The organism is Rhodoferax sp. GW821-FHT07F03 (assembly GCF_059418745.1).
Genome location: NZ_JBWKQM010000001.1, coordinates 1 through 24666 on the forward strand (window position 1 = coordinate 1; position 24666 = coordinate 24666).

Annotated in this window: 22 protein-coding genes; 9 read left to right on the forward strand and 13 right to left on the reverse strand. The window is 62.3% G+C overall.

Annotated features, from left to right (window positions below; all coding sequences use genetic code 11):
• Positions 1 to 52: 52 nt before the first annotated feature.
• A complete protein-coding gene (locus tag AC07R0_RS00005; RefSeq protein WP_495103290.1) occupies positions 53 to 457 on the reverse strand; it encodes a LysE family translocator in 405 nt (134 codons plus the stop codon).
• A 284-nt stretch (positions 458 to 741) separates the two neighbouring features.
• On the opposite strand from AC07R0_RS00005, the gene AC07R0_RS00010 reads away from it, so the two are divergent.
• The 9 genes from AC07R0_RS00010 to AC07R0_RS00050 all read left to right on the forward strand — a co-directional run bounded on the left by AC07R0_RS00010 (position 742) and on the right by AC07R0_RS00050 (position 10369).
• Positions 742 to 1617: a transketolase gene (locus AC07R0_RS00010; protein WP_495103291.1), complete on the forward strand. Its 876-nt coding sequence runs from the start codon at positions 742 to 744 to the stop codon at positions 1615 to 1617.
• A complete protein-coding gene (locus AC07R0_RS00015) occupies positions 1614 to 2576 on the forward strand; it encodes a transketolase family protein (protein WP_116604710.1) in 963 nt (320 codons plus the stop codon). Before AC07R0_RS00010 ends, AC07R0_RS00015 begins: the two co-directional genes overlap by 4 nt.
• A gap of 13 nt (positions 2577 to 2589) precedes the next feature.
• A complete protein-coding gene (locus AC07R0_RS00020) occupies positions 2590 to 4050 on the forward strand; it encodes an FGGY-family carbohydrate kinase (protein ID WP_495103292.1) in 1461 nt (486 codons plus the stop codon).
• A 42-nt stretch (positions 4051 to 4092) separates the two neighbouring features.
• Positions 4093 to 5100: an ABC transporter permease gene (locus AC07R0_RS00025; RefSeq protein WP_315232518.1), complete on the forward strand. Its 1008-nt coding sequence runs from the start codon at positions 4093 to 4095 to the stop codon at positions 5098 to 5100.
• 130 nt (positions 5101 to 5230) lie between these two features.
• A complete protein-coding gene (locus AC07R0_RS00030) occupies positions 5231 to 6160 on the forward strand; it encodes a sugar ABC transporter substrate-binding protein (RefSeq protein WP_116604708.1) in 930 nt (309 codons plus the stop codon).
• 76 nt (positions 6161 to 6236) lie between these two features.
• The gene (locus AC07R0_RS00035) at positions 6237 to 7763 is read left to right on the forward strand and encodes a sugar ABC transporter ATP-binding protein (protein ID WP_495103293.1); all 1527 of its coding nucleotides are present in this window, start codon (positions 6237 to 6239) and stop codon (positions 7761 to 7763) included.
• A 23-nt stretch (positions 7764 to 7786) separates the two neighbouring features.
• Complete coding sequence (locus AC07R0_RS00040) at positions 7787 to 8767, forward strand: sugar-binding transcriptional regulator (protein ID WP_495103294.1); 981 nt, start codon at positions 7787 to 7789, stop codon at positions 8765 to 8767.
• A 42-nt stretch (positions 8768 to 8809) separates the two neighbouring features.
• On the forward strand, positions 8810 to 9574 hold the full coding sequence (locus tag AC07R0_RS00045) for an SDR family oxidoreductase (protein WP_495103295.1): 765 nt from the start codon (positions 8810 to 8812) through the stop codon (positions 9572 to 9574).
• Between the two features lie 9 nt (positions 9575 to 9583).
• Positions 9584 to 10369, forward strand: a complete 786-nt coding sequence (locus AC07R0_RS00050) for an SDR family oxidoreductase (protein ID WP_495074757.1) — start codon at positions 9584 to 9586, stop codon at positions 10367 to 10369.
• Positions 10370 to 10387: 18 nt separating this feature from the next.
• Here AC07R0_RS00050 and AC07R0_RS00055 read toward each other — a convergent pair whose 3' ends face one another.
• The 12 genes from AC07R0_RS00055 to gyrA form a co-directional block, all read right to left on the reverse strand.
• Positions 10388 to 10876, reverse strand: a complete 489-nt coding sequence (locus tag AC07R0_RS00055) for a DUF1993 domain-containing protein (protein WP_495099140.1) — start codon at positions 10874 to 10876, stop codon at positions 10388 to 10390.
• 4 nt (positions 10877 to 10880) lie between these two features.
• Positions 10881 to 11885, reverse strand: a complete 1005-nt coding sequence (gene rfaD / locus AC07R0_RS00060; protein WP_495103296.1) for an ADP-glyceromanno-heptose 6-epimerase — start codon at positions 11883 to 11885, stop codon at positions 10881 to 10883.
• A gap of 13 nt (positions 11886 to 11898) precedes the next feature.
• Complete coding sequence (gene rfaE1 / locus AC07R0_RS00065; protein WP_495074754.1) at positions 11899 to 12846, reverse strand: D-glycero-beta-D-manno-heptose-7-phosphate kinase; 948 nt, start codon at positions 12844 to 12846, stop codon at positions 11899 to 11901.
• 10 nt (positions 12847 to 12856) lie between these two features.
• Positions 12857 to 13999 carry a lipopolysaccharide assembly protein LapB gene (gene lapB, locus AC07R0_RS00070; protein WP_495103297.1) on the reverse strand — a complete coding sequence of 381 codons (1143 nt, stop codon included), beginning with the start codon at positions 13997 to 13999 and terminating at the stop codon, positions 12857 to 12859.
• Positions 13989 to 14306: a LapA family protein gene (locus tag AC07R0_RS00075; RefSeq protein WP_495074752.1), complete on the reverse strand. Its 318-nt coding sequence runs from the start codon at positions 14304 to 14306 to the stop codon at positions 13989 to 13991. The genes lapB and AC07R0_RS00075 overlap by 11 nt, the downstream gene beginning before the upstream one ends.
• Positions 14307 to 14348: 42 nt before the next feature.
• The gene (locus tag AC07R0_RS00080) at positions 14349 to 14672 is read right to left on the reverse strand and encodes an integration host factor subunit beta (RefSeq protein WP_490590428.1); all 324 of its coding nucleotides are present in this window, start codon (positions 14670 to 14672) and stop codon (positions 14349 to 14351) included.
• 154 nt (positions 14673 to 14826) lie between these two features.
• The gene (gene rpsA / locus AC07R0_RS00085; protein WP_490590427.1) at positions 14827 to 16509 is read right to left on the reverse strand and encodes a 30S ribosomal protein S1; all 1683 of its coding nucleotides are present in this window, start codon (positions 16507 to 16509) and stop codon (positions 14827 to 14829) included.
• 168 nt (positions 16510 to 16677) lie between these two features.
• Complete coding sequence (locus AC07R0_RS00090; protein ID WP_495103298.1) at positions 16678 to 18678, reverse strand: bifunctional 3-phosphoshikimate 1-carboxyvinyltransferase/cytidylate kinase; 2001 nt, start codon at positions 18676 to 18678, stop codon at positions 16678 to 16680.
• On the reverse strand, positions 18678 to 19556 hold the full coding sequence (locus AC07R0_RS00095) for a prephenate dehydrogenase (RefSeq protein WP_490590425.1): 879 nt from the start codon (positions 19554 to 19556) through the stop codon (positions 18678 to 18680). Before AC07R0_RS00095 ends, AC07R0_RS00090 begins: the two co-directional genes overlap by 1 nt.
• A 12-nt stretch (positions 19557 to 19568) precedes the next feature.
• Positions 19569 to 20675, reverse strand: coding sequence for a prephenate dehydratase (pheA, locus tag AC07R0_RS00100; protein ID WP_495074749.1), 1107 nt, complete (start codon positions 20673 to 20675; stop codon positions 19569 to 19571).
• Between the two features lie 3 nt (positions 20676 to 20678).
• Positions 20679 to 21785 (reverse strand): 3-phosphoserine/phosphohydroxythreonine transaminase, encoded by a 1107-nt coding sequence (gene serC / locus AC07R0_RS00105; RefSeq protein WP_495074748.1) that lies wholly within the window; start codon positions 21783 to 21785, stop codon positions 20679 to 20681.
• A gap of 77 nt (positions 21786 to 21862) precedes the next feature.
• Entirely contained in the window at positions 21863 to 24526 is a 2664-nt protein-coding gene (gene gyrA / locus AC07R0_RS00110; protein WP_495074747.1) for a DNA gyrase subunit A, read from the reverse strand.
• Positions 24527 to 24666 lie beyond the last annotated feature (140 nt).

The window sequence follows — 24666 nt, forward strand, 5'->3', positions numbered from 1 at the left end:
CTTTTGAACACCACCTTGCAGTTCATTCATTTAGCATTCCTGGCTCTGCTGCTCAAAAGATTTTGAACAGGTTCTTAGGGTTGCTGACCATGGTGCCGGCGCCAATCACAAAGTGCCGCAGCCAGCCCGCAGCGCTGGGTGGCGCGCCATCGGCCAGCACCAGCGGCGTCTTGGCGCCTTGCCAGATCTTGTAGGCCAGATACAGCAGATAGATGCCGCCCGCCAGCTTCAGTCCCCAATAAGCCAGCGGCACCTGCTGCAGCACCGCATGGAGTCCCAGCAGCGCCACGATGCACAGCACACAGGCCCCAGCCGCCATGCCTAGCGCCGACGCCACGCCGGCTGCGCGCGAGTTGCCAATCGCCGTGCGGGCCACCAGCACAAAGCTGGGGCCGGGGCTGATTACGCCGATGAACAGCACGGCCAGGATGCTGGCCAGGGTGGTGAACGTATCCATTGCTAGACCTCTCAGGTTATGAGTCAAATGGGCTTCTAGCGCAGATAGTACCTGCGCAGGAAGCTATAGATTACATAGCGCTTGGGGTGGGGTGTAAATCTGCAGAGTTGCCACTGTAGTGTCGTAAGCACCTGGTTGGGATGCTGTATTGCCGCGATCTGGCGGCCTCCGGGTGAAAACCCTGATACCTGCATTCCAAATCCTTTCTACAATTAAAACTATAAATTCACACATGAATAAATATGCAAGAACAGTCAAACCAGGATCCAGCGCAAGCGCTTGTCGTGGACCATTCTTCTCTTGAAGCCTGGCAGGCTCGGCGTGCGCGCTTTGCGGCGGCGACTTCGCCCGCGCAGCAGGCACTTTTGCTGGCCGAGGCCAGTCGCGCCACGCGCCGCCAGGTGCTGCACATGATCCATGGCGCCGGCCTGGGCCATATCGGCGGTGACTTCTCGGTGACCGATGTGCTGACCACCTTGTTCGAGGCCGTGCTGCGCATCGCCCCGGCACTGCCCCAGTGGGCCGAGCGCGACCGTTTCATCCTGAGCAAGGGTCACTGCGCGGCGGCCTTGTATTCCACGCTGGCGGCCTGCGGCTTTTTCTCGCCCGACCGTTTGCAGCATTTCATGGCCAATCTGTCGCCGTTGAATGGCCATCCGAACCGGCAAAAAATCCCCGGCGTCGAAACCAATACCGGCCCGCTAGGCCACGGCCTGCCGGTGGCGGTGGGCTGCGCCTCGGCTGCGCAAATCGCCCAGCAGGACTGGCGTACCTACGTCATCTTGGGCGACGGCGAGCTGCAGGAGGGCAGCAACTGGGAAGCCGCCATGTGTGCCGCCCACCGAGGTTTGGGTTCGCTGACCGCCGTGGTGGACCGCAACCGCCTGCAGCAGGGCGCAACCACGGCCGACACCAACGAGCTGGAGCCGCTGGCCGACAAGTGGCGTGCCTTTGGCTGGGATGTGGTGACGGTAGACGGCCACAACCATGCCGAGTTGCTGGCCGCCCTGACCGCCCCACACCCCGGACAACCGCGTTTCGTCATCGCCAACACCGTCAAAGGCAAGGGTGTCTCTTTCATGGAAAACGGCGTGGAATGGCACCATAAAGTGCCCAGCACAGCGCAATATGAAGCAGCCTTGCAGGAGTTGGATCAATGAGTAAAGAAGACAACAGCGTCGCCGGCACATTCGATTGCCGTGTGGCCTTTGCCGAAGAATTGGCGGCCCTGGCGCGCACCGACAAGCGCATCGTTGCCGTGTGCAACGACTCGGTGGGCTCCAGCAACCTGGGGGCTTTCAAGAAGGAGTTTCCGGACCGCCTGGTCAACGTCGGCATTGCCGAGCAGAACATGGTGGGCGTGGCCGCTGGCCTGGCGAATGGCGGCTTTCTGCCATTCGTATGCGCAGCGTCTCCGTTCCTGACCGGCCGTGCGCTGGAGCAGATCAAGGCCGACGTGGCGTACAGCAACTTTCCCGTGGCGCTGTGCGGCATGAGCCCCGGCATGGCCTACGGCGAGCTGGGTCCTACCCACCACTCCATCGAAGATTTGGCCTGGATACGTGCTATCGGCGACCTGCCGGTGATCGTGCCGGCCGACCCGGCGGAAACGCGGGCTGCCCTGCGCTGGTTCGTCGCTTCGGGCGGCCCGGCCTTCCTGCGCATCGGCCGCTATAAAGTGCCGGCGGTGATGCCCGATGGGCAGGACTTTGTGCTGGGCAAATCCGCGACCTTGCATGAAGGCAAGGACGTGACCCTGATCGCCATCGGCACCATGGTCTCGCGCGCGCTAGAAGCCGCAGAACAACTCGGCCGCGAAGGCATTACGGCGCGGGTGATCAACGCGTCGTCGGTCAAACCGCTGGACAACGAGGCCGTGCTGCGCGCAGCCCGTGAAACCGGCGCCATCGTCACGGTGGAAGAGGGCATTGTGCATGGCGGCCTGGGGGGCGCCGTGGCCGAGCTGGTGGTGCAGAACCACCCGGTGCCGGTGCGCATCATGGGCGTGCCGGGTTTTGCGCCCACGGGCAGCACCAGCTTCCTGTTGCAGCATTTCGGCCTGACCGCCGAGGGCATTGCCACGCAAGCCCGGGCTTTGGTGGCTGCACGCAAAGGCTGATAAAGGTTGATATATGGCTGCGCATATTTTGGCGATCGACCAGGGCACCAGCGCCACCAAATGCATCTTGGTGGATGCAGCTGGCCGCATGGTGGCAAAGGCGACCGCGCCCTTGTCCGAATACCTGCCGCTACCCGGCTGGGTGGAGCAGGACGCCGAGGAAATCTGGCAGAGCGTGCTGCAGGCGGTGCAGGCCTGCCTGGCCCAAGTTCCCGGCGTGCAGGTGGCCGGTGTGGGCATCAGCACGCAGCGCGAGTCAGCCCTGGTCTGGCAGCGCAGCGATGGCCGGGCCGTAACCCCGTTGCTGAGCTGGCAAGACCAGCGCACGGTGGCACTGCGCGACCGTTTGAGCACCGATGCTGTCGAAAAAATGGTGCGCGAGCGCTCCGGCCTGCCGCTGGACCCGATGTTTTCCGCACTCAAATTGGCTTGGCTATTGGACGAGTTCGATCCGCAGCGCGAGCAGGCCCGCTCGGGCAACTGGTGCGCCGGAACGGTGGACGCCTATTTGCTGGGACGCCTGGGCGCAGACTTTGTGACCGAGGTGGGCAATGCATCCCGCACCCAGCTGCTGAACGTGCATACCGGCGACTGGGATGCGGATTTGCTGGCGCTGTTCGGCATTCCACGCCAGTTGCTACCGCGTGTCCATGCGTCGCGTGGAGCGTTCGCCACGGCGGACAAATTGCATCCCGCGCTGGAAGGCGTGCCGGTGTTGTCGGTCATGGCCGACTCGCATTCGGCGCTATTTGCGCACGGCGGCTTCGAGCCTGGGCAGGTGAAAGCCACGCTCGGTACCGGCTCATCGGTGATGGCGCTGGCACCCAGCGGCGCGGCGCACCACCCCGGCATGTGCCTCACGATTGCCTGGGACGCCGGCCAGGGCCCGGTACAGGCTCTGGAGGGCAATATCCGCGCCGCCGGTGCGACGCTGCGCTGGCTGGCCGATCTGTTCGAGGTGCCGCTGGACGATGCGGTGGAGTTGGCCAGCCGCAGTGCCAGCAATGGCGTCTGCTTGGTGCCCGGCTTCAACGGCCTGGGCGCACCCTGGTGGGATACGCAGGCCGTGGGCCTGGTCAGTGGCCTGACGCTGAGCGCCGGTAAATCCACACTGCTGGCGGCCGGGTTGGAATCCATTGCGCACCAGGTAGCCGATGTGATCGATGCCATGGACCAGAGCGTGCCCGGCATGCGCAAGCTGTATCTGGACGGTGGCCCCTCGCGCAACCCGCGCCTGCTGGACATGCTGGCCGGCTATATCGCCCGCCCGGTAGTGCAGTGCGCCGATCCCGAGCTCTCGGCCCTGGGCGTGGCGCATCTGGCCGGGCTGCAGGCGGGCGTGTGGGACTGGGCGGGCTTGAAGGCCCTGGCCCGCGCGCAAAACGATGTGCCGTCCACCCTGGCCGCGGCTGAGGTGGTGACCAACCGGCGCAACTGGTCGCATGCGGTGGCGCGTGCACGGCTGCGCGGCTGAACCCAGGTTTTCACAATTTCACGCCCATCTTCCGGAGGCATCTTGGCTATTGATCTTTCTAACCCGGCCGGCCCTGACAAGGCCCGCCCGACCGTCGCACCGCAGCACCGTGTCCATTGGGCGCGCACGCTGGTGGACCACGGCCCCGAGCTGAGCCTGCTGGTGCTGTGCGTGGCGTTGTCGTTGGCGACAGACACCTTCTTTTCCTTCCGTAACCTGCTGAATGTGTTGGACCAGCTGACGGTGCTGGGCATCATGGCGCTGGGCATGACGGCGGTGATCGTGATCGGCGGCATCGACCTATCGGTGGGCTCGGTGCTGGCCTTGTCGATGATGGTGATGGGCTGGCTGTCGAACGTGGTGGGCATACCCATGCCGATTGCCATCCTGGCGGCGCTGGGCATGGGCGCGATCTGCGGGTTGGGCTCGGGCCTGCTGATCACCCATGCACGCCTGCCGGCTTTTATCGCCACGCTGGCCACCATGTCCATCTGCCGTGGCCTGGCGAATATGGTGACCGACGGCTCGCAGATCGTGGGCTACCCCGACTGGTTCTCGGCCATGTCGATCAACCGCTACTTCGGCTTTCTGTCGATCACGGTGGGGCTGTTCATTGTGTTGACCATTGCGGCTGCCATCTTCATGAAATACCGCGCCGCCGGGCGGTCCCTGTATGCGATTGGCGGCAGCGCCGAGGTGGCGCGACTGGCCGGTATTCCGGTGCGCAAGGTGACGTTGGCGGTCTATACCGTGTGCGGCCTGCTGGCCGGTCTGGCCGGCGCGGTGATGTCCACGCGGCTGGATTCTTCCCAGCCCAGCGGCGGCCTGGGTTACGAGCTGGACACGATTGCAGCCGTGGTGATTGGCGGCGCCAGTCTGTCCGGCGGTGTGGGCACCATCTGGGGCACGCTGATGGGCGTGCTGACTATCGGGGTGCTGCGCAACGGCTTGAACCTGCTGGGCGTATCGCCCTTCGTGCAGCAAGTGGTCATCGGCGGGGTGATTGTCCTGGCGGTGGCGGTGGATTCCAACAAACGCCGCATTGGCTAGCGCCGCACAGAGGAGGACCTACCGCCCAACGCCATTCATACACCTTTCAACCCTTGAGCCGACGCCGCATGGTCTGGTGGCGCCGTGATGGAACCGACCGCAATTACAAATACATCATCTAGGAGCAAACATGTTTAAGTTCAAGCAAATCGCCATCGCCGCCGGTGTGGCCGCATCCCTCGTCGCATCCAACGCCGCTTTTGCGCAGGAAAAGAAAATCGGCCTGGCCGTGGCCAATCTGCAGGCAGAGTTCTTCAACATGATCAAGCAGTCTGTCGAAACCTACGGCAAGGAAAAGGGTTACAAGGTCATCACCGTGGACGCCAAGGGCGACGCCACCACCCAGGTGAACCAGATCCAGGATCTGATCACGCAAAAGATCGACGCGTTGATCTACATTCCCGCCGGTGCCACCGCCGCTACCGTGCCGGTGAAGGCCGCGCGCGCTGCGGGCATCCCGGTCATCAACGTGGACCGCAACGCCGAAGGCGCGCCTGGCGACACCTTCATCTACGGCCAGTCGGTTGCCGCCACCAAGGCACTGGGCGAAATGGTCTGCGACAAGACCGGTGGCAAGGGCACGGTGGTGATGATCCACGGCCAGCGCGGCACCACGCCGGAAGTGGACCGCACCAAGGGCTTCAAGCAGGGCCTGGACAAATGCGGCCTGAAGGTCAAGCAAGAGCAGTGGACCGAGCGCTGGTCGGCCGATGAAGGCGCCAAGATCGCCCAGGACATGCTGCAGCGCGACCCTTCCATCAATGTCATCCTGGGGCAGGCCGATGGCATTGCCCTGGGTGCATCGCAAGCGGTCAAGCTGGCCAAGCTGCCGCAAAAGATCTGGGTCGTCGGGTTTGACGGTGATGTGGGCGGCCTGAAGGCCGTGCAAAGCGGCTCGCTGGATGCCACGGCCACGCAGCAGACCTTCAACATGGGCCGCATGGCGGTGGATGCCGCCACCAGCCTGATCGCAGGCAAGGCCGTGCCCAAGGACCAACCTACCGATGCCAAGGTCACCACCCAAGCCAATGTGGAAGAGTTCCTGAAGGCACATCCTTAATCAGGCGGGTACGCCAGGCTCTCGTCCTCGGACGGGGCCTGGCGTCTGCCGTGCATTTATTTCCCCTGGTACATCCATGAGCACCCTTGCGTCTTCAGCAGACACCTCCGTCGATACCTCTACCGGCCTGGTCCTGCACAACATCGGCAAAACCTATGGCCCGACCACTGTGTTGCGCGGGGTGAATCTGCAGGTGCAGCCCGGCGAGTTGCTGGCCTTGCTGGGCGAGAACGGCGCAGGCAAGTCCACGCTGTCGTCGGTGATTGCCGGGGTGGTGCAACCGGACGCGGGTGGCAGCATGTTCTGGCAAGGCCAGGCCTATGCGCCGCAGGCACCTGTGGATGCGCTGCATGTGGGCATTGGCCTGATCCACCAGGAAATGCGCCTGCTGCCCGAGTTGACGATTGCGGAGAATATTTTTGTCGGTCGCCTGCCCATGAAGGGCGGGCGCATCGACCGCGACGGTATGGTCCAGCGCGCCCAGGTGCAGTTGCAGCGCCTGGGCTTGGATGTACCCGCCACCCAAAAAGTCGGCACCCTGAGCGTGGCCGCACAGCAGCAGGTGGAGATTGCCAAGGCGTTGACCTTGAACGCCAAACTGCTGATTCTGGACGAGCCCACGGCCGCGCTAGGCGACAAGGAAACGGACCGCCTGTTCGAGCAGATCCATCGCCTGAAGGCGGAGGGCGTTTCGTTCATCTATGTGAGCCACCGGCTGGCCGAGATTGCGCGCATTGCCGACCGCATTCTGGTGTTGCGCGATGGGGTGCAGGTCGCCACCCATGCCACGGCACAGGTACCTACCGCGCAGCTGGTGCGCGACATGGTGGGGCGCAGTGTAGACCGGCTGTTTCCTTCCATTCCAGCACCTGGACCGGATGCGGCGGTGGCGCTGGCGGTGCGCAATCTGCACGCGCCGAATGGCCGTTTCAAGAATATATCGTTTGAAGTGCGTGCCGGTGAGGTGCTGGGCTTTGCCGGCATCGTGGGCGCGGGCCGTACCGAGCTGATGCGGGCCGTGGTGGGTATAGACCCCATTGCCCAGGGCAGCATAGAAATTGACGGCAAGCCCATCGTGATGCGCAGCCCCATGGACGCGATCCGCGCCCACCTGGTGCTGGTGCCCGACGACCGCAAGGCGCTGGGCCTGGTGCTGCCCCACAGCATCGAGGATAACCTGCTGTACAACAACCTGGACCGCGTGGCACCCAGCGGCTGGTTGCAACCCGCACGCACCGCAGAGTTCGCGCGCAAGCTGATCCAGCGCCTGGGCGTGAAGGGCCAGCCCAAGTTGCCGGCCAGCAGCATGTCGGGCGGCAACCAGCAAAAGGTGGTGATCGCCAAATGGGTGGCGCACGACCCCAAGATCATCATTCTGGACGAGCCCACACGCGGTATCGACGTGGGCGCACGGGCCGCTATTTATGAAGTGATTGCTGAGCTGGCGCGGGCCGGCATGGCCGTGGTGGTGGTCAGCTCCGATCTGGACGAGGTGTTGGGCCTGGCGCACCGTGTGGTGGTGCTGGCGCGGGGCGAGAACCAAGGGGTGCTGAGCCGTGCCGAGGCAACGCCCTCCCGGGTTATGGAGCTGGCGGTCTCCTGAGAGGCATAGAGATAATCCGCGCCATGGCAAAACATCAATATGGCTCCCACGACCTGCAGCGTCTTATCACCCGGATCGCTAGCATGTACTACCAACGCGGCATCGGGCAGCCGCGCATTGCAGAGCAGCTCGGCCTGTCGCAGACGCGGGTATCGCGTTTACTCAAGCAGGCCGAGGAGTTGGGCATTGTGCGCATCACCGTCCATGTGCCCGAGGGCGTGCATGCCGATCTGGAGGAGCGTCTGGAAACGCATTACGGGCTGGACGAAGTCATCGTGGTCGAGGCCGAGGAAGCCGACGTACAAGACGATGAGCGTACCAATCTGGCCCTGGCCGGCCCCACTGCCCGCTATCTGGAGCTGATGGTGCCGACCTTTGGCGCTATCGGCGTGTCGTCCTGGAGTTCCAGTCTGCTGGCAGCCGTCAATGTGATGCGGCCTGCCGGTCCAGGCCATACGCGCAGCATCGTGCAGGTGCTGGGCGGTGTGGGCTTTGCGGGGGCGCAGGTATTTGCCACCCGGTTGACGGAGCGGCTGGCGCAGCTGTCCAAGGCCGAAGCCATCTTCATGAATGCGCCCGGCGTGGTCAGCACCGTGGAAGCCAAGAACGCCATGCTGAGCGACCCAACCTGCCGCCAGGCCCTGGAGCGTTTCGACGATTTGTCGGCCCTGTTGCTGGGCATAGGTGCCATTCCGCCGTCGCGCATGCTGCGCGAGAGCGGCAACGTGTTTACCGAGCAAGACCTGGCCGATCTGCGCGATGCGGGCGCCGTGGGCGATGTCTGCATGCAGTTCTTCGACGCCGATGGCAAGCACGTGACCACGCCGTTTGGCGAGCGTGTACTGGGCATAGGCATAGACCAGATCCGCCGCACGCGCCGCCGCATCGGCGTGGCCGGCGGTGCGCGCAAGTTCGAAGCCATACGCGCTGCCTTGCGTGGCGGCTGGCTGACCACTTTGATTACCGATTTACACACGGCCCAGCAACTGCTGGACCAACCTTAACCTTGCCGACCATAGAGCCGGCAATACTGCACAGGAGCATGTATGGACTTGTTTGAATTGCGCGGCGACGTGGCTTTTGTTACCGGAGCGGGGAGCGGCATTGGCCAGCGTATCGCGGTAGGGCTGGCCGAAGCGGGCGCGGATGTGGCCTGCCTGGATTTGGCGGGTAGTGCCGGCTTGTCGTCTACGGTGGAGCGCATCCAAGCTTTGGGTCGGCGCGCGCTAGCGTTGGAAGGGAATGTCACGCGGGCCGAAGATGTGCAGGCAGCCGTGGCCGCGACCGAGAAGGATCTGGGTGCGCTGACGGTGGCGGTCAATTGCGCTGGCATCGCCAACGCGACCGCTGCGGAAGATATGCCCATAGAGCAGTGGCAGCGCATGATGCAAATCAACGTGGAGGGCGTGTTCTTGTCCTGCCAGGCCCAGGCGCGCGTGATGCTGCCGCGCCGCCGGGGCAGCATCGTCAATATCGCGTCCATGTCGGGCAGCATCGTGAATCGGGGGCTGCTGCAGGCGCACTACAACAGCTCCAAGGCGGCGGTGATCCACCTCAGCAAGAGCCTGGCCATGGAGTGGAGCGACCGCGGCTTGCGTGTCAACAGCATCAGCCCCGGCTACACCATGACACCCATGAATGCCCGACCCGAAGTGGCCGAGCAGCGCAAGATTTTTGAGCGCGACACGCCCCTGGGCCGCATGGCTACGGTGGACGAAATGGTCGGCCCCGCAGTGTTCCTGTCCGGCAAGGCGGCCTCGTTCTGCACCGGTGTGGACCTGATCGTCGACGGCGGTTTTGTCTGCTGGTAGGTGCTGGATATGTCCCTTAGATTCCAAGACAAAGTGGTGGTTGTAACCGGCGGTAGCCGGGGCATAGGCAAGAGTATTGCCGAGCGCTTTGCCCGCGAGGGTGCGCGCATCTGCGTGGCCGCGAATGAGGCCCTGGTGCACGAAACTGGCCAAGCCTTGCGGGATGCCGGTGCCCAAGCCATATCCGTGGTGCTGGATGTCACGGACAAGGTGCAGGTCAAGGCTATGTACGAACAGGTGGCGCGCGAGCTGGGTGAGGTGGATGTTTCTGTACAGAACGCCGGTGTCATCACGGTGGCCCGGCTGGAGGACTTGACCGAAGCCGAGTGGGACAAGGTCATGGCCGTGAACACCAAGGGCGTGTTTCTCTGCTGCCAAGAAGCTGCGGTACGCATGCGTGCTGCAGGCAAGAAGGGGCGCTTGATCAATACGGCCTCGGGCCAGGCGCGCCAAGGCTTTATCTTCACCCCGCACTACGCTGCCAGCAAGTTTGGTGTGGTGGGCATCACCCAGAGCCTGGCCAAGGAACTGGCCAAGACGGGCATCACTGTGAATGCTTTTTGCCCGGGCATCATCACCACCGATATGTGGGCCTACAACGATGCGGCCTGGGGCAAGCTGATGGGCGACTACCAGCCCGGTGAGCTGATGGCCGAGTGGGTAGCGGCCATCCCCATGGGCCGCGCGGGCACGGGGGAAGATGTGGCTGGACTGGTCAGCTTCTTTGCCTCGGACGATGCGGCTTACATCACGGGCCAGACCGTTAACGTGGACGGTGGGATGTTCATGTCCTGATCTGCGTGCTAGCGTGGTTCAGTACACGTGCCAGCCATCGAAATCCGCCTTGCCCAGCCGGACTCCTTGCTGGCGCAGCAGGGCGTAGGCACTGCTCAGGTGGAAGAAGAAATTAGGCAACGCGTACTGCGATAGAAAAACCTCGCCGGGCAGCGTCAGCGTGGCTTGGCCGGCCTGGTCGGTGCAGATGCGCTGGGCGCTGTCGGCCATTTGCGCTGGGCTCAACGCCGCCAGAAACTGCTGGGCCCGGGTAATCCGTGCGTGCAGCGCGGCAAACGAGTGGCCGGGTTCGCCGAATGGCGGCACTTCCAGCCCTGCCAACGGGGCGCAGGCTCGCACGGCGAAGTTGGTGGCGATTTCAACCTGCAGCGACAGGGGCAGCATATCGGGCGCCAGCCGCGCCTGCAGCAAACGCTGCGGGTCCAGCCCCGAAGTTTCGGCCCGCTCTAGCATCTGGGCCAGTTGGCCCAGATAACGCTGGAATACCGGTACCGATGTGGCGTACATGGGCTCAGGCTTGCAGCAGACTTTGCACGTAGCGTGTGACGCCAGTGTGCACATCGGCAAACACGTGGTCACAGCCGGTGCTGCGTAGCGCTGTGAGGTCGGCCTGGGTATAGCACTGGTACTTGCCGCGCAAGGCGTCTGGAAAGGCCACGTATTCCAGCTGACCACCAGTCACCGCGTCGGCCAGGCTGAGTGCCGGCTGCTGGACATGGGCGCGCAGGGCATTGATGACGGCGTGGGCCACGTCGTTGAAGGGCTGGGCCTTGCCGGTGCCCAGGTTGAAGATGCCGGACTGGTCAGGGTGGTCGAAGAACCACAGGTTGACGGCCACCACGTCGTCCACGAACACAAAGTCGCGCAGCTGGGCACCAGGTGCATAGCCACCGTATTCGCCAAACAGCTTGACCTTGCCGTCGGCCTGGAACTGGTTGAACTGGTGGAAGGCAACGCTGGCCATGCGGCCCTTGTGCTGCTCGCGCGGGCCGTAGACGTTGAAGTAGCGGAAACCCACCACCTGGCTGTGCGAGCGCTTGAAATCCGGGTCGCAGGCTAGGCGCATGCGCTGGTCAAACAGGAGCTTGGAGTAGCCGTACACATTCAACGGACGTTCGAACTCCGGCGTTTCGATGAAGGAAGCCGAGCCGCCATAGGTGGCCGCCGAAGATGCATACAGCAGGCGCGTACCCTGGGCCTGGCAGGCGGCAAACAGGTCGCAGGACACACGGTAGTTGTTGTCCATCATGTACTTGCCGTTCATCTCCATGGTGTCGCTGCAAGCGCCTTCATGGAATACCGTATCCACGCGGCCATAGGCCTCCTGGGCGAAGCGGGAGTAGAAGGTGTCGGCATCCACGTAGTCGGCAATCTGCAGGTCGGCCAGGTTGCGGTATTTGTCACCCTGCGTCAGGTCATCTACCGCGATGATGTCGGTGATGCCACGTGCATTCAGGCCTTTGACGATGTTGCTGCCGATGAAGCCGGCGGCTCCGGTAACGACGATGCGGGTCATGGTGGGAATCCTCTTAAACGGCGGAAAAAAGTTCGTCGTAGCTGACGGTGGCGGTGCCGAATTTGCCTACGACCACGCCGCCAGCGCGGTTGGCCAGGGGCATGGCTTCGCGCAGGCTCAGGCCGGCCGCGACCAGGGCCGCCAGGGTGGCGATCACGGTGTCGCCGGCGCCGGTCACGTCGAATACCTCGCGGGCCTGGGCACTCACGTGCAGCTCGCCTTGATCATCGTACAGCGTCATGCCTTCTTCGCTGCGCGTGACCAGCAAGGCCTCCAGCTGCAGCTGCTGGCGCAGATTCTGCGACTTGGTGCGCAGCTCTTCCTCGCTGTTCCAGCTGCCCACCACCTGTTGTAGCTCGGCGCGGTTGGGGGTAATTACCGTGGCCTGGCTGTAGCGGGAGTAGTCCGAACCCTTGGGGTCGATCAGAATGCTTTTACCCTGCGTGCGCGCCAGCGCAATCATGTCGCCCACATGGGCCAGGCCGCCCTTGCCGTAGTCGGAAAACAGCACGGCCTGGTGGGTCGGTAGCAGGGTGGCAAAGCTGGCGGACTGTGAGGCCAGGATTTCGCTTTTGGGGGTGTTTTCAAAGTCCACCCGTATCAGCTGCTGCTGGCGGCCGATGACGCGCAGCTTGACCGTGGTTTGCAGCTGCGGGTCGCGGCCGAAATGGGTTCGGATACCGGTCTTTGCCACTAGCGCTTCCAGCCTGTGGCTGGCCTCGTCGTCACCCACTACGGTGAGCAGCGAGGACTGTGCGCCCAGGCTAACGATGTTGGAGGCCACGTTGGCAGCACCGCCCACGCGCTCTTCTTCGCGCGTGACCCGCACCACCGGTACCGGTGCTTCAGGGCTGATACGGTCTACTGCGCCGTACCAGTAGCGGTCCAGCATGGCGTCGCCCACGACCAGCACTTGTGCCTGGGAGATTTTTTCACGGGAAAGTGTCAAGAGTTTGGTCATATTGTTTTGTTTACAGCTCTTCCACGCGCCTTGCTGGATAACTATCCCAGGCCTGGCAGCCCGGGCATTGCCAGAAATGCTGTTTCGCCTCAAAACCGCAGGCAGCACAACGGTAGCGTTTCATGGGACTGGCGGCGTGGTCCAGGGCGCGCTGGATCTGCGGATGAAACTCTTCGTGCTCCAGCTTTTCCCCTGCAATCCAGCGTGCGACAGCGACCAGCGACTGTTCGCGCTCCAAGTGCTTCAGGTAGCGCATGCGCACCTCGGTCATCGGCGTGCCGGAGCGCACTTGCAGGCCCAGAATGGCCTGCAACACGTCCAGCGAGGCGCTTTGGGCGTAGCTGCTCTCGAGCAGCGCAAGGGCCGGGTCGGTGAGCCCGGCGGCGGCGGCGATGGTGGCAATTCTTTCTGCTACCAAAGGTATAGCTGCTGGCGCAGATTCGGAAAGCGCTTGAAGGGTTTTGAAGGCTTCATCCAACTGGCCTGCCTGGTGTTGCAGGATGGCCAGGTCGATGCGCGGGCGGGCGGCTTGGGGGGCGATGGCGATTGCTTTTTCCAGCAAACCCTGGGCAGCCTCGGGCTGGGCCGCGGCCTGTTCGCACAGGTAGTGCGATTGGCGACCGCTGAAGCTGCCCTGGCCAGCGGTTTCTAGCTTATGAGCGATCTCGGAAGCGTCGGCCCAGTCGCGTGAGCGCTCGTAGATCGCCAGCAAGGCCAGGCGGCTGCGGGCTTCGAAATCGGTGCCTTCCAGCTTGCGCAGCGCGGTCTCGGCCCGGTCCAGCAAGCCAGCTTTGAGGAAATCCAGCGCCAGTGCGTGCTGGGCGCGGTCGCGGTCGGCGGCGCTCAGGTCGCCGCGCGACAGCAGATGTTCGTGCACCCGCACGGCACGCTCGTATTCGCCACGTCGGCGAAACAGGTTGCCCAGCGCGAAGTGCAGTTCGGAGGTGTCGGGGTCCTTTTGAACGGCTTCGATGAAGGCGTCGATAGCCTGGTCCTGTTGCTCATTGAGCAGGTAGTTCAGGCCCTTGAAATAGGCTTTGGGGGCGAGTCGGTTTTCTACCCGTAGCTGCCGAAAGTCGAACCGAGAGGCAAGCCAGCCCAGTACAAACGCAATCGGAAAGCCAAGCAATATCCAGCTGAGATCAAAGTCCATGGGGTGGGGATGAGGGTTCCGTACGGGAGGTTTCGGTCGCTGTGCTGGTGGGCAGGGGCGGTTGGGGCTGCTGTGCCTTCTTGGCGACGACGCGGTGTTTCCACCAACGCGGCACCATACCCAGTATGCCCAGCGCCAGGCCTGCGGCAAAGGCGCTCAGCACCAGTAGCACCATGGGGGCGCGCCATTGCGTACCGAAGAAGAAATGCACGGTGGCGTCTTGTTGGTTATTCAGGGCAAACGCAAACAGGGTAAAAAAAATGGCTGCTTTAAGTAACCACTTAAGCAGCCTGGCCAGGTTCTTCATGGGAGTCCTTCCTCTTCAGAACATTCTAGCGATCTGCGCCCGTCAATCCCGGGCTTCGCGCCGGTCTCGGGCTTCCAGTTCTGCAGTGCGCAGGTCTACCGCCTCGCGCAGAGCCTTGCCGGGTTTGAAATGGGGCACGCGCTTTTCGGGAATGGAGACGCTCTCGCCATTGCGGGGGTTGCGGCCTATGCGCGGTGCCCGGCGGTTGATGGAGAAGCTGCCAAAGCCACGAATCTCAACCCGGTGCCCGCGCACCAAGGCATCGCTGACCGCATCCAGAATGGTCTTGACGGCGTGCTCTGCATCGCGGTGGGTGAGTTGGCTGAAACGGGCGGCCAGTTCTTCAACAAGGTCGGATCGGGTCATGGAAAAGGACGTTAGTCGGAGTTATGCAATGCCTTCGGTAAGGGGTGTGCCTGTAGAAGGCATTGCATAAGTCCTGCTCAAGAGTGAAACAAGCCGACCCGCTCGCCCCTGCGAGTCGGATCGGCTTGTGGCACTAGGCTATATCAGCAACAAATTAATTGTTGTTGTCCAGCTTGGCGCGCAGCAGGGCGCCCAGGCTGGTGGTGCCGGCGTTTTCACGTGCAGAAGCTTGGCTCAAAGCAGCCATGGCTTCGCCTTGGTCGGCAGCGTCCTTGGCTTTGATGGACAGCTGGATGTTGCGGGTCTTGCGATCCACATTGACCACCACAGCGGTAACTTCGTCGCCTTCTTTCAGCACGTTACGTGCGTCTTCGACGCGGTCACGGCTGATTTCGGAAGCGCGCAGGTAACCGATGATGTCTTCACCCAGGTCGATTTCAGCGCCACGGGCATCCACGGTCTTGACCTTACCGGTAACGGTTTGGCCCTTGTCGTTGATGGTGGTGAAGGTGGTGAATGGATCGCTGTCCAGCTGTTTGATACCCAGCGAGATGCGTTCACGGTCCACGTCCACGGCCAACACGATGGCTTCGACTTCTTGGCCCTTCTTGTAGTTACGCACGGCGGCTTCGCCGGTTTCGTTCCAAGACAGATCAGACAAATGCACCAGGCCGTCGATACCGGCAGCCAGGCCCACGAACACGCCGAAGTCGGTGATCGACTTGATCGGGCCCTTGACGCGGTCGCCACGCTTGGTGTCTTGCGCGAATTCTTGCCATGGGTTGGCCTTGCACTGCTTCATGCCCAGGCTGATGCGGCGCTTGTCTTCGTCGATTTCCAGAACCATGACTTCGACTTCGTCGCCCAGCGAAACCAGCTTGGCGGGAGCGATGTTCTTGTTGGTCCAGTCCATTTCGGAAACGTGCACCAGGCCTTCGATGCCGGGTTCGAGTTCCACGAATGCACCGTAGTCGGCGATGTTGGTGATCTTGCCGAACAGACGGGTCGATTGTGGGTAGCGGCGGTTCACGCCCATCCATGGATCGTCGCCCATTTGTTTCAGACCCAAGGACACACGGTTCTTTTCGGTGTCGAACTTGAGGATCTTGGCGGTGATTTCCTGACCAGCCGTCACCACTTCCGATGGGTGGCGAACGCGGCGCCATGCCATGTCGGTGATGTGCAGCAGGCCGTCGATGCCGCCCAGGTCCACGAACGCACCGTATTCGGTGATGTTCTTGACCACGCCGTGCACCACGGAACCTTCTTTCAGGGTTTCCATCAGCTTGGCGCGTTCTTCGCCCATGGAGGCTTCCACCACAGCACGGCGCGACAGCACCACGTTGTTGCGCTTGCGGTCCAGCTTGATGACCTTGAATTCCATGGTCTTGTTCTCGTAGGGAGACAAGTCCTTGATGGGGCGGGTGTCGATCAGCGAACCGGGCAGGAATGCGCGGATGCCGTTGACCAGAACGGTCAGGCCGCCCTTGACCTTGCCGGAGGTGGTGCCGGTGACGAATTCGCCGGATTCCAGGGATTTCTCCAGGGACATCCAGGAAGCCAGGCGCTTGGCGGTGTCGCGGCTGACGATGGTGTCGCCGTAGCCGTTTTCGATGGCAACGATGGCGACCGAAATGAATTCGCCAACTTGGACTTCAACTTCGCCCTTGTCGGTCTTGAACTCTTCCAGCGGCACGTAGGCTTCGGACTTGAGGCCAGCGTTGACAACCACGAAGCTGTGTTCGATACGGATGACTTCGGCGGTGACGACTTCACCAATGCGCGTTTCCGTGCGGGTTAGCGATTCGGCGAAGAGGTCTGCAAATGATTCTGACATGTGTTTCCTAGTCCACGGAACAGGGGTATACGGGTGCGGGATTGCACCTGCGTGGGGTCTGCCGTGGCGGTGTGGCGGTCGTGTGACCACCGGGGTTACAAGGTTAAAAACCACTCAGCCAGTACGCCTGCGGCGCGGTGGCGGCCAAGTGGGCCTAAAAATACCGTTTCAGGCGGCCCGAAACGGTTGTTTGCTCTGCCACCAGTCCAATACCTGGTCCACCGAGGTTTCGATGGTCATTTCGGAGTTGTCCAGTAGCAGTGCGTCTTGCGCTGGCTTGAGAGGTGCGGTGCTGCGGGACGAGTCCCGGGCGTCGCGCGCTTCCAAATCAGCACGAAGGTCTTCGAGTGTAGTTGAAATTCCCTTTGAAATCAACTGCTTATGCCGCCGCTCGGCGCGTCGGGCGGCAGTGGCGGTGAGATACACCTTGAGCGGGGCCTGCGGAAAGATCACCGTACCCATATCGCGCCCGTCGGCAACCAGGCCCGGCAAGCGCTGGAAACTGTGCTGCAGGTCCACCAGGGCGAGCCGTACCGAGGGCAAGGCCGAAACTTTGGACGCGTTCATGCCGGCTTCTTCGGTGCGTATCGCCTCTGATACATCGTCCTTGCCCAGCCATACTTTGCCAGCGTCAAAGCGAACCGGCAGGGTTTGGGCTAGGGTGGCGATAGCAGCTTCGTCGGTCGGGGTGATGCTCAGCCCCGCACGTAAAGCCGCCAGCGCGGTGATTCGGTACATGGCGCCCGAATCCAGGAAGTGGTAACCCAGCTTGGCGGCAAGAGCCGCTGCGACCGTGCCTTTGCCCGAGGCGGTCGGCCCGTCGATGCAGACCACCGGGATGTGGGCTGTAGCGGTCTGTGATAGCGCCAGCATGGCCTCGAAGTAGTCGGGGAAGGTTTTGGCCACGCACTTAGGGTCTTCGATGCGCACCGGCAGCTTCGCCGGGTTGAAGGCGGTCAGCGAGAAGCACATCGCCACCCGATGGTCATCGTAGGTATGGATGCTGGCGGCCTTCCAGTCGGCAACCGTTGCGGGTGGCGTGACGCGGATGTAGTCCGCGCCTTCGTCTACGGTGGCGCCGAGTTTGCGCAACTCGGTCGCCATGGCAGCGATGCGATCGGTTTCCTTGACGCGCCAGCTGGCGATATTGCGCAGCGTGGTGGTGCCGTCGGCGTAGAGCGCCATGACGGCCAGGGTCATGGCGGCGTCGGGGATGTGGTTGCAGTCCAGCTCAATGGCCTTCAGTGGCCAACTGCCACGGCTGACTTCCAGCCAGTTGGGACCACTGGTGATCTGCGCTCCCATTTGCTGGGCGGCGTCGATAAAGCGGATATCGCCCTGGATCGATGCAGCGCCGACACCTTCAATGCGAATTCGGCCGCCAGCGCTGGCAGCAATTGCGCCAAGCGCTATGAAATAACTAGCAGACGAGGCGTCTGCCTCGACATGGATGTCGCCCGGCGATTGGTAGCGGCTGCCGGCCGGGATGGTGAAGCGGGACCAGCCCTCGCGTTGCACGTTGATGCCAAAGCGCGTCAACAGGTTCAGTGTGATCTCGATGTAGGGCTTGGAGATCAGTTCGCCCACCACGTCTATCACCACGTTCTGCTGGGCGACCAAGGGCAGCGCCATCAGCAGCGCAGTCAGGAACTGGCTGGAGACATCGCCACGCACGCGTATCGGCGCGCCCAGTTGCAGCTGGGGCTGGCCAATGCGCAGAGGTGGATAGCCGTCCTGGCCGGTGTAATCGATCTGGCAGCCTAGTTGGCGCAGTGCATCGACGAGGTCGCCGATGGGGCGTTCGTGCATGCGCGGCACGCCGTGCAGGCGGAAGTCGCCACCCAGCACGGCCAGTGCTGCTGTCAGCGGCCGGATGGCGGTACCGGCGTTGCCCATGAACAGATCGGCCTGCCGGGCGCTGAGTTGGCCGGCGAGTCCGTCGATTTCGACCGTATTGCCGCTGTGTCGGATGCCGCAGCCCAGTTTGCCAAGCGCGTCCAGCATGACGCGGGTGTCGTCCGAGTCCAGCAGGTCGTGAACCCGGGTGGTGCCGCCGCTGAGTGCGGCTAGCAGCAAAACCCGGTTGGAGATGCTTTTGGAGCCAGGGAGTACGACGGTACCGGTGGCGCTGTCCAGTGGGGGGAGGTCTAGGAAGGCGGTTGCGAACATCAGGTTTTCTGTTTCATGGAGGCCATGCTCCAGTCGGCGCGGCTGTCGCTGGCATGCTCCAGCATGCTGACCAGCGCGTCCGCGTCGTTGTTGGTGATCATGGTTTCCATGGTCTGCAGGGTGCGCTGGAAGATGCGGGACTGGGCCAGCAGTTCTTCCTTGTTGGCCAGCAGAATATCGCGCCACATATGCGGATCCGATGCGGCAATGCGGGTGAAGTCACGGAAGCCCGGGCCAGCCAGTGCCAGGTATTCCTGGCCCTGGGCTTGGGACACCAGGCCGTGCATCATCGCGAACGCGATCAGATGCGGCAGGTGGCTGACAGCAGCAAACGTGGCGTCATGCGACTCGGGTGACATTTGCAGCACATTGCAGTCCAGCGCTGTCCAGACTTCGTGGGCGCGGGCCAATTGCTTGGTGAGGGTGCGTTCGATAGGCGTGAGGATGACGTTTTTGCCGCTGTACAAATAGGGGTCGGCAAACTCCACGCCCGACACTTCCTTGCCGGTGATGGGGTGCGCCGGGACGAAGGAGCCGACTTGCTCCTTCAGCGCGCGGCGCGCTGCATCCACCACATCGCGCTTGGTTGAGCCCACATCCATCACCAGGGTGTTGGGTGTGATCAGATGCTTGATGGATTTGAAAGTGGCTTCTGTGGCTGCTACTGGTACGGCCAGCAGGACGATGTCGGCACCGGAAACGGCCAGCAGGGCAGACGGCGCTTCCACGTCGATCACGCCCAGTTGGCGGGCGCGGCTGGTGGTGGAGGGGGACTTGCTGTAACCCACCACGCGCTGGACCAGGCCGGCCTTTTTCATGGCCAGGGCAAAGGAGCCGCCCATCAGGCCGCAGCCTATCAGTCCCAGTTGTTCAAACATGTTGCGCCTCGCTTATGGACCGACGGGGTAGGTGCCCAGCACCTTGTAGAACGCACACAGGGCGTGCAATTCTTTCAAGGCTTTGGCGACATGGGGCTGGGAGGGGTGGCCGTCCAGATCGATATAGAAATAGTAGTCCCATTGGCCGGTGCGGGCCGGGCGCGATTCGAAGCGCGTCATGGATACGCCGTTGGTCTTCAGCGGCACCAGTAAATCGTGCATGGCGCCAGGCTTGTTGGGCACGGATACCACCAAACTGGTGCAGTCTTTGCCGGACGCGGGCGGCGTAGCCAGGGTCTGGGGCAGGCAGATGACGGCAAAGCGGGTGCGGTTGTACGCATCGTCCTGCACCGCATGGGACACGATATGCAGGCCAAACTGGGAGGCGGCTCGCTCGCTCGCCAAGGCTGCCCAGGTTGGGTTGGCGGCGGCCAGGCGGGCACCCTCGGCATTGCTGGAGACCGCGCGACGCTCGACATGCGGCAGATGCTGGGTCAGCCAGCCCTGGCACTGGGCCAGAGCCTGGGGGTGGGCCATGACGACTTCGATGTCGTCGCGCGAGTTCACCTGGCGCAGCAGGTTGTGGCGTACCAGCAGGCTGACTTCACCCACGACATGTACCGGGGAGTGCAGGAACAGGTCGAGAGAGCGCGCAACCATGCCTTCGGTGGAGTTTTCAATCGCCACCACGCCGTACTGGGTAGTGCCTGCGGCCGTAGCGTGGAAGACTTCGTCAAAGTTGGCGCAGTACAGCAGCTCGGCGGCGCTGCCAAAGAATTCGATGGCGGCTTGTTCGGTGAAAGTGCCTTCAGGGCCCAGCACGGCGACGCGTTGCGGTGCTTCGAGCGCCAGACAGGCGGACATGATTTCGCGCCAAACGGCGGCCACATGCGTGTTCTTCAGCGGGCCGGTATTGGCGTGCTGGATCTTTTCGATTACCTGCGCCACACGGTCGGGCCGGAAGAAGGGGGAGCCTTCGCGGCGTTTGACCTCACCGACCTGCTCGGCCACCAGTGCCCGGCGGTTCAGCAGTGACAGAAGTTCCTGGTCGATTTGGTCAATCTTGACGCGCAGATCGGCTAGGTCCAGAGGGGCAGAAGCGGGTGTGGCGGCAGTCATGGATCAGGCTTGGGCTTTCTCGAATGCGTGCATATAGTCCACCAGCGCCTGCACGCCGGCCAGCGGCATGGCGTTGTAGATGCTGGCGCGCATGCCGCCGACCGATTTGTGGCCTTTGAGCTGAAGCAAGCCGCGTGCCTTGGCGCCTTCCAGGAAGGCATCGTTGCGGCTTTCATCGCGCAGGAAGAAAGGCACGTTCATGCGTGAGCGGCAGCTGGGGTCTACCTTGTTGAAGTACAGCTGTGACTGGTCGATGCTGCGGTATAGCAGCTCGGCCTTGGCGATGTTGCGTTGTTCCATGGCTTCGATGCCGTGCAGGCCGTTTTCGGTCTGCCGCTTCAGCCACTGGAATACCAGGCCCGCCATATAAATGGCGTAGGTGGGTGGGGTGTTGAACATGGACTGGTTCTCGGCCACGGTCGCGTAGTTGAATGCGCTGGGGCAGATGGGCAGTGCATGGCCTAGCAGGTCTTCACGCACGACCACCACGGTCAGGCCTGCGGGGCCTAGGTTCTTCTGGGCGCCGCCAAAGGCCAAGCCGACCTTGCTCCAGTCCACGGGACGCGAGGCCACATGGGACGAGAAGTCCACCACCAGCGGGGCCTTGCTGCCCAGGGCCTGGAGGTCAGGCAGGGTATGGAATTCGACGCCGTCTATGGTTTCATTGCTGCAGATGTGCACGTACTGGGCATCGGCGTTGAGCTGCCAGCTGGTAGGGGTGGGTAGGCTGGTGTAGCCCTGGGCTTCGCCGCTGGCGGCGATATGTACCTGGGCGTATTTACGGGCCTCTTTTTGCGACTTCTGGCTCCAGCTGCCGGTGACCACGCAATCGACGGCGCCGCCACGCGACAGGTTCAGCGGCACGATGGCGTTTTCGCCCAGGCCGCCACCTTGCATGAAGAGGATCTTGAATTCGGGTGGCACCGCCATCAGCGCGCGGAAGTCGGCCTTGGTCTGCGCGTAGATCGACAAAAACTCTTTGCCGCGGTGGCTCATCTCCATCACACCCATGCCACTGCCATGCCAGTCCAGCATTTCGGCGGCGGCCTGGGTCAATACTTCCTCGGGGATGGCCGCAGGGCCGGCTGAAAAGTTGAATGGGCGGGTCATGCGATTTACAGGTTAAATAGGCCTCCAACGCACATTTAATATGTGTGAGGTGCTATTAAATTGATAGTTGACTGCGCTTATGCCTCGGGCGTCTCGTCGCCTGCCGCATCTCCACCACCGGCGGCATCTGCCTCGCCTGCTTCGGGAGTCGCGACATTCGCATCGTTTTCGACGATGCGTTGGAGGCCGCTGAGCTTGGAGCCTTCGTCCAGGCCGATCAGGGTTACGCCCTGGGTGGCACGGCCGAGTTCGCGGATCTCGCTGACGCGGGTGCGCACCAGCACGCCCTTGTCGGTGATCAGCATGATTTCGTCGTCAGCATGCACCAGCGTCGCGGCGACCACACGGCCGTTGCGCTCGCTTTGCTGGATGGCAATCATGCCCTTGGTGCCGCGGCCATGGCGGGTGTATTCGGTGATGCTGGTGCGTTTGCCATAGCCGTTCAGGGTGGCGGTCAGCACACTTTGTTGCTCGTCTTCGGCGACCAGCATGGCGATGACGGTCTGGCCTTCTTCGAGCATCATGCCGCGCACGCCGCGGGCATTGCGGCCCATGGGACGCACATCGTTTTCGTCAAAGCGCACAGCCTTTCCACCGTCGCTGAACAGCATCACATCGTGCTTGCCGTCAGTCAGCGCCGCGCCGATCAGGAAATCGCCCGGGTCCAGGTCCACGGCAATGATGCCGGCCTTGCGTGGGTTGCTGAAATCTTCCAATGGGGTCTTCTTGACCGTACCCATGCTGGTGGACATGAAGACGTATTGGTCGGCGGGGAATTTGCGCGCGGCGCCGGTTAGCGCCAGTACGACGTTGATCTTCTCTCCGTCCTGCAGCGGGAACATATTGACGATGGGACGGCCACGTGAACCACGCGAACCCTGCGGTACTTCCCAGACCTTGAGCCAGTACAGGCGGCCTCGGTTCGAGAAGCACAGGATGTAGTCGTGTGTGTTGGCGATGAACAGTTGATCGACCCAGTCGTCTTCTTTGGTGGCAGTGGCTTGTTTGCCGCGTCCACCACGCTTTTGTGCCCGGTATTCAGAGAGCGGTTGGCTCTTGATATAGCCGCTGTGCGACAGGGTCACGACCATGTCGGTGGGGGTAATCAGGTCTTCGGTGCTCAGGTCGAATGAGCTGTGCTCGACCAGGCTGCGGCGTGCGCCGATCTTGGTTTGGCCGAATTCCAGTTTGATCGCTGTCAGTTCTTCGCCAATGATGGCGGACACGCGTTCTGGCTTGGCCAGGATGTCCAGGAAATCTTCAATCTCGGACATCACCTCTTTGTATTCGGCAACGATTTTGTCTTGTTCCAGGCCCGTCAGGCGCTGCAGACGCATCTGCAGGATTTCTTGGGCTTGCACTTCGGACAAACGGTACAGGCCGTCCTTGCCCATGCCCAGTTCTTTGTCCAGGCCGTCCGGACGGTAGTCGTCGACATTCACCATGCCGCCGTCGGCGCGGGTGCGGGTCAGCATTTCACGCACCAGTTTGCTGTCCCAAGGCTTGGCCATCAGCTCCAGCTTGGCGACAGGTGGCGTAGGCGCATTGCGGATGATGGCAATGAAGTCGTCGATATTGGCCAGGGCGACCGCCAGGCCTTCCAGTACATGGCCGCGTTCGCGGGCTTTGCGCAGGTTGAAGATGGTGCGGCGGGTGACGACTTCGCGGCGGTGCTCCAGGAAGACTTCGATCAGGTCTTTCAGGTTGCACAGCTTGGGCTGGCCGTTCACCAAGGCCACCATATTCATGCCGAAGGTGTCTTGGAGTTGTGTCTGTTTGTAAAGGTTGTTTAAAACAACTTCAGGAACTTCGCCGCGTTTGAGCTCAATCACCAGGCGCATACCGGACTTGTCCGACTCGTCCTGGATGTGGCTGATGCCTTCAATCTTCTTCTCGTGTACCAGCTCAGCCATGCGTTCTTGCAAGGTTTTCTTGTTGCACTGGTAGGGCAGCTCGTCCACGATGATGGCTTGGCGCTGGCCCTTATCGATATCTTCAAAGTGGCACTTGGCGCGCATCACCACGCGGCCACGGCCGGTGCGGTAGCCGTCTTTTACGCCGTTGATACCGTAAATGATGCCGGCGGTAGGGAAGTCGGGCGCGGGAATGATTTCCATCAGCTCGTCCACGCTGGCCTGCGGGTTGCGCAGCAGGTGCAGGCAGCCATCTACCACTTCATTCAAATTGTGCGGCGGGATATTGGTCGCCATACCCACGGCAATGCCAGACGAGCCATTCACTAATAAGTTAGGGAAGCGGGCCGGCATGACCAGCGGCTCTTGCTCGCTGCCATCGTAGTTGGGGCCGAAATCTACCGTTTCTTTGTCCAGATCCGCCAGCAGTTCGTGGGCGATCTTGGACATGCGAATTTCGGTGTAACGCATGGCGGCCGCGTTGTCGCCGTCCACTGAGCCGAAATTACCCTGGCCATCGACCAGCATATGGCGCAGCGAAAAGTCCTGAGCCATGCGGACGATGGTTTCATAGACCGCGCTGTCGCCGTGCGGGTGGTACTTACCAATCACGTCGCCGACGATACGTGCCGACTTCTTATAAGCGCGATTCCAGTCGTTGTTCAGCTCATGCATGGCAAACAATACCCGGCGGTGCACGGGCTTGAGGCCATCGCGAGCATCGGGCAGGGCACGGCCCACAATCACACTCATCGCGTAGTCGAGGTAACTCCGGCGCATTTCCTCTTCAAGACTGATGGGCAGGGTTTCTTTGGCGAACTGGGTCATGGAGTGCAAACGTGGTGCGAGAGGAAGTATGGGATTTTACGGCCAAGTGACTGTCGCTACGCAGCAACACATACGCGGTGCGCGCATGCCTGGCTTCGCGATAGCCTGTTGTCCTACTCGTTTCCCCTTACGCGTGTGGC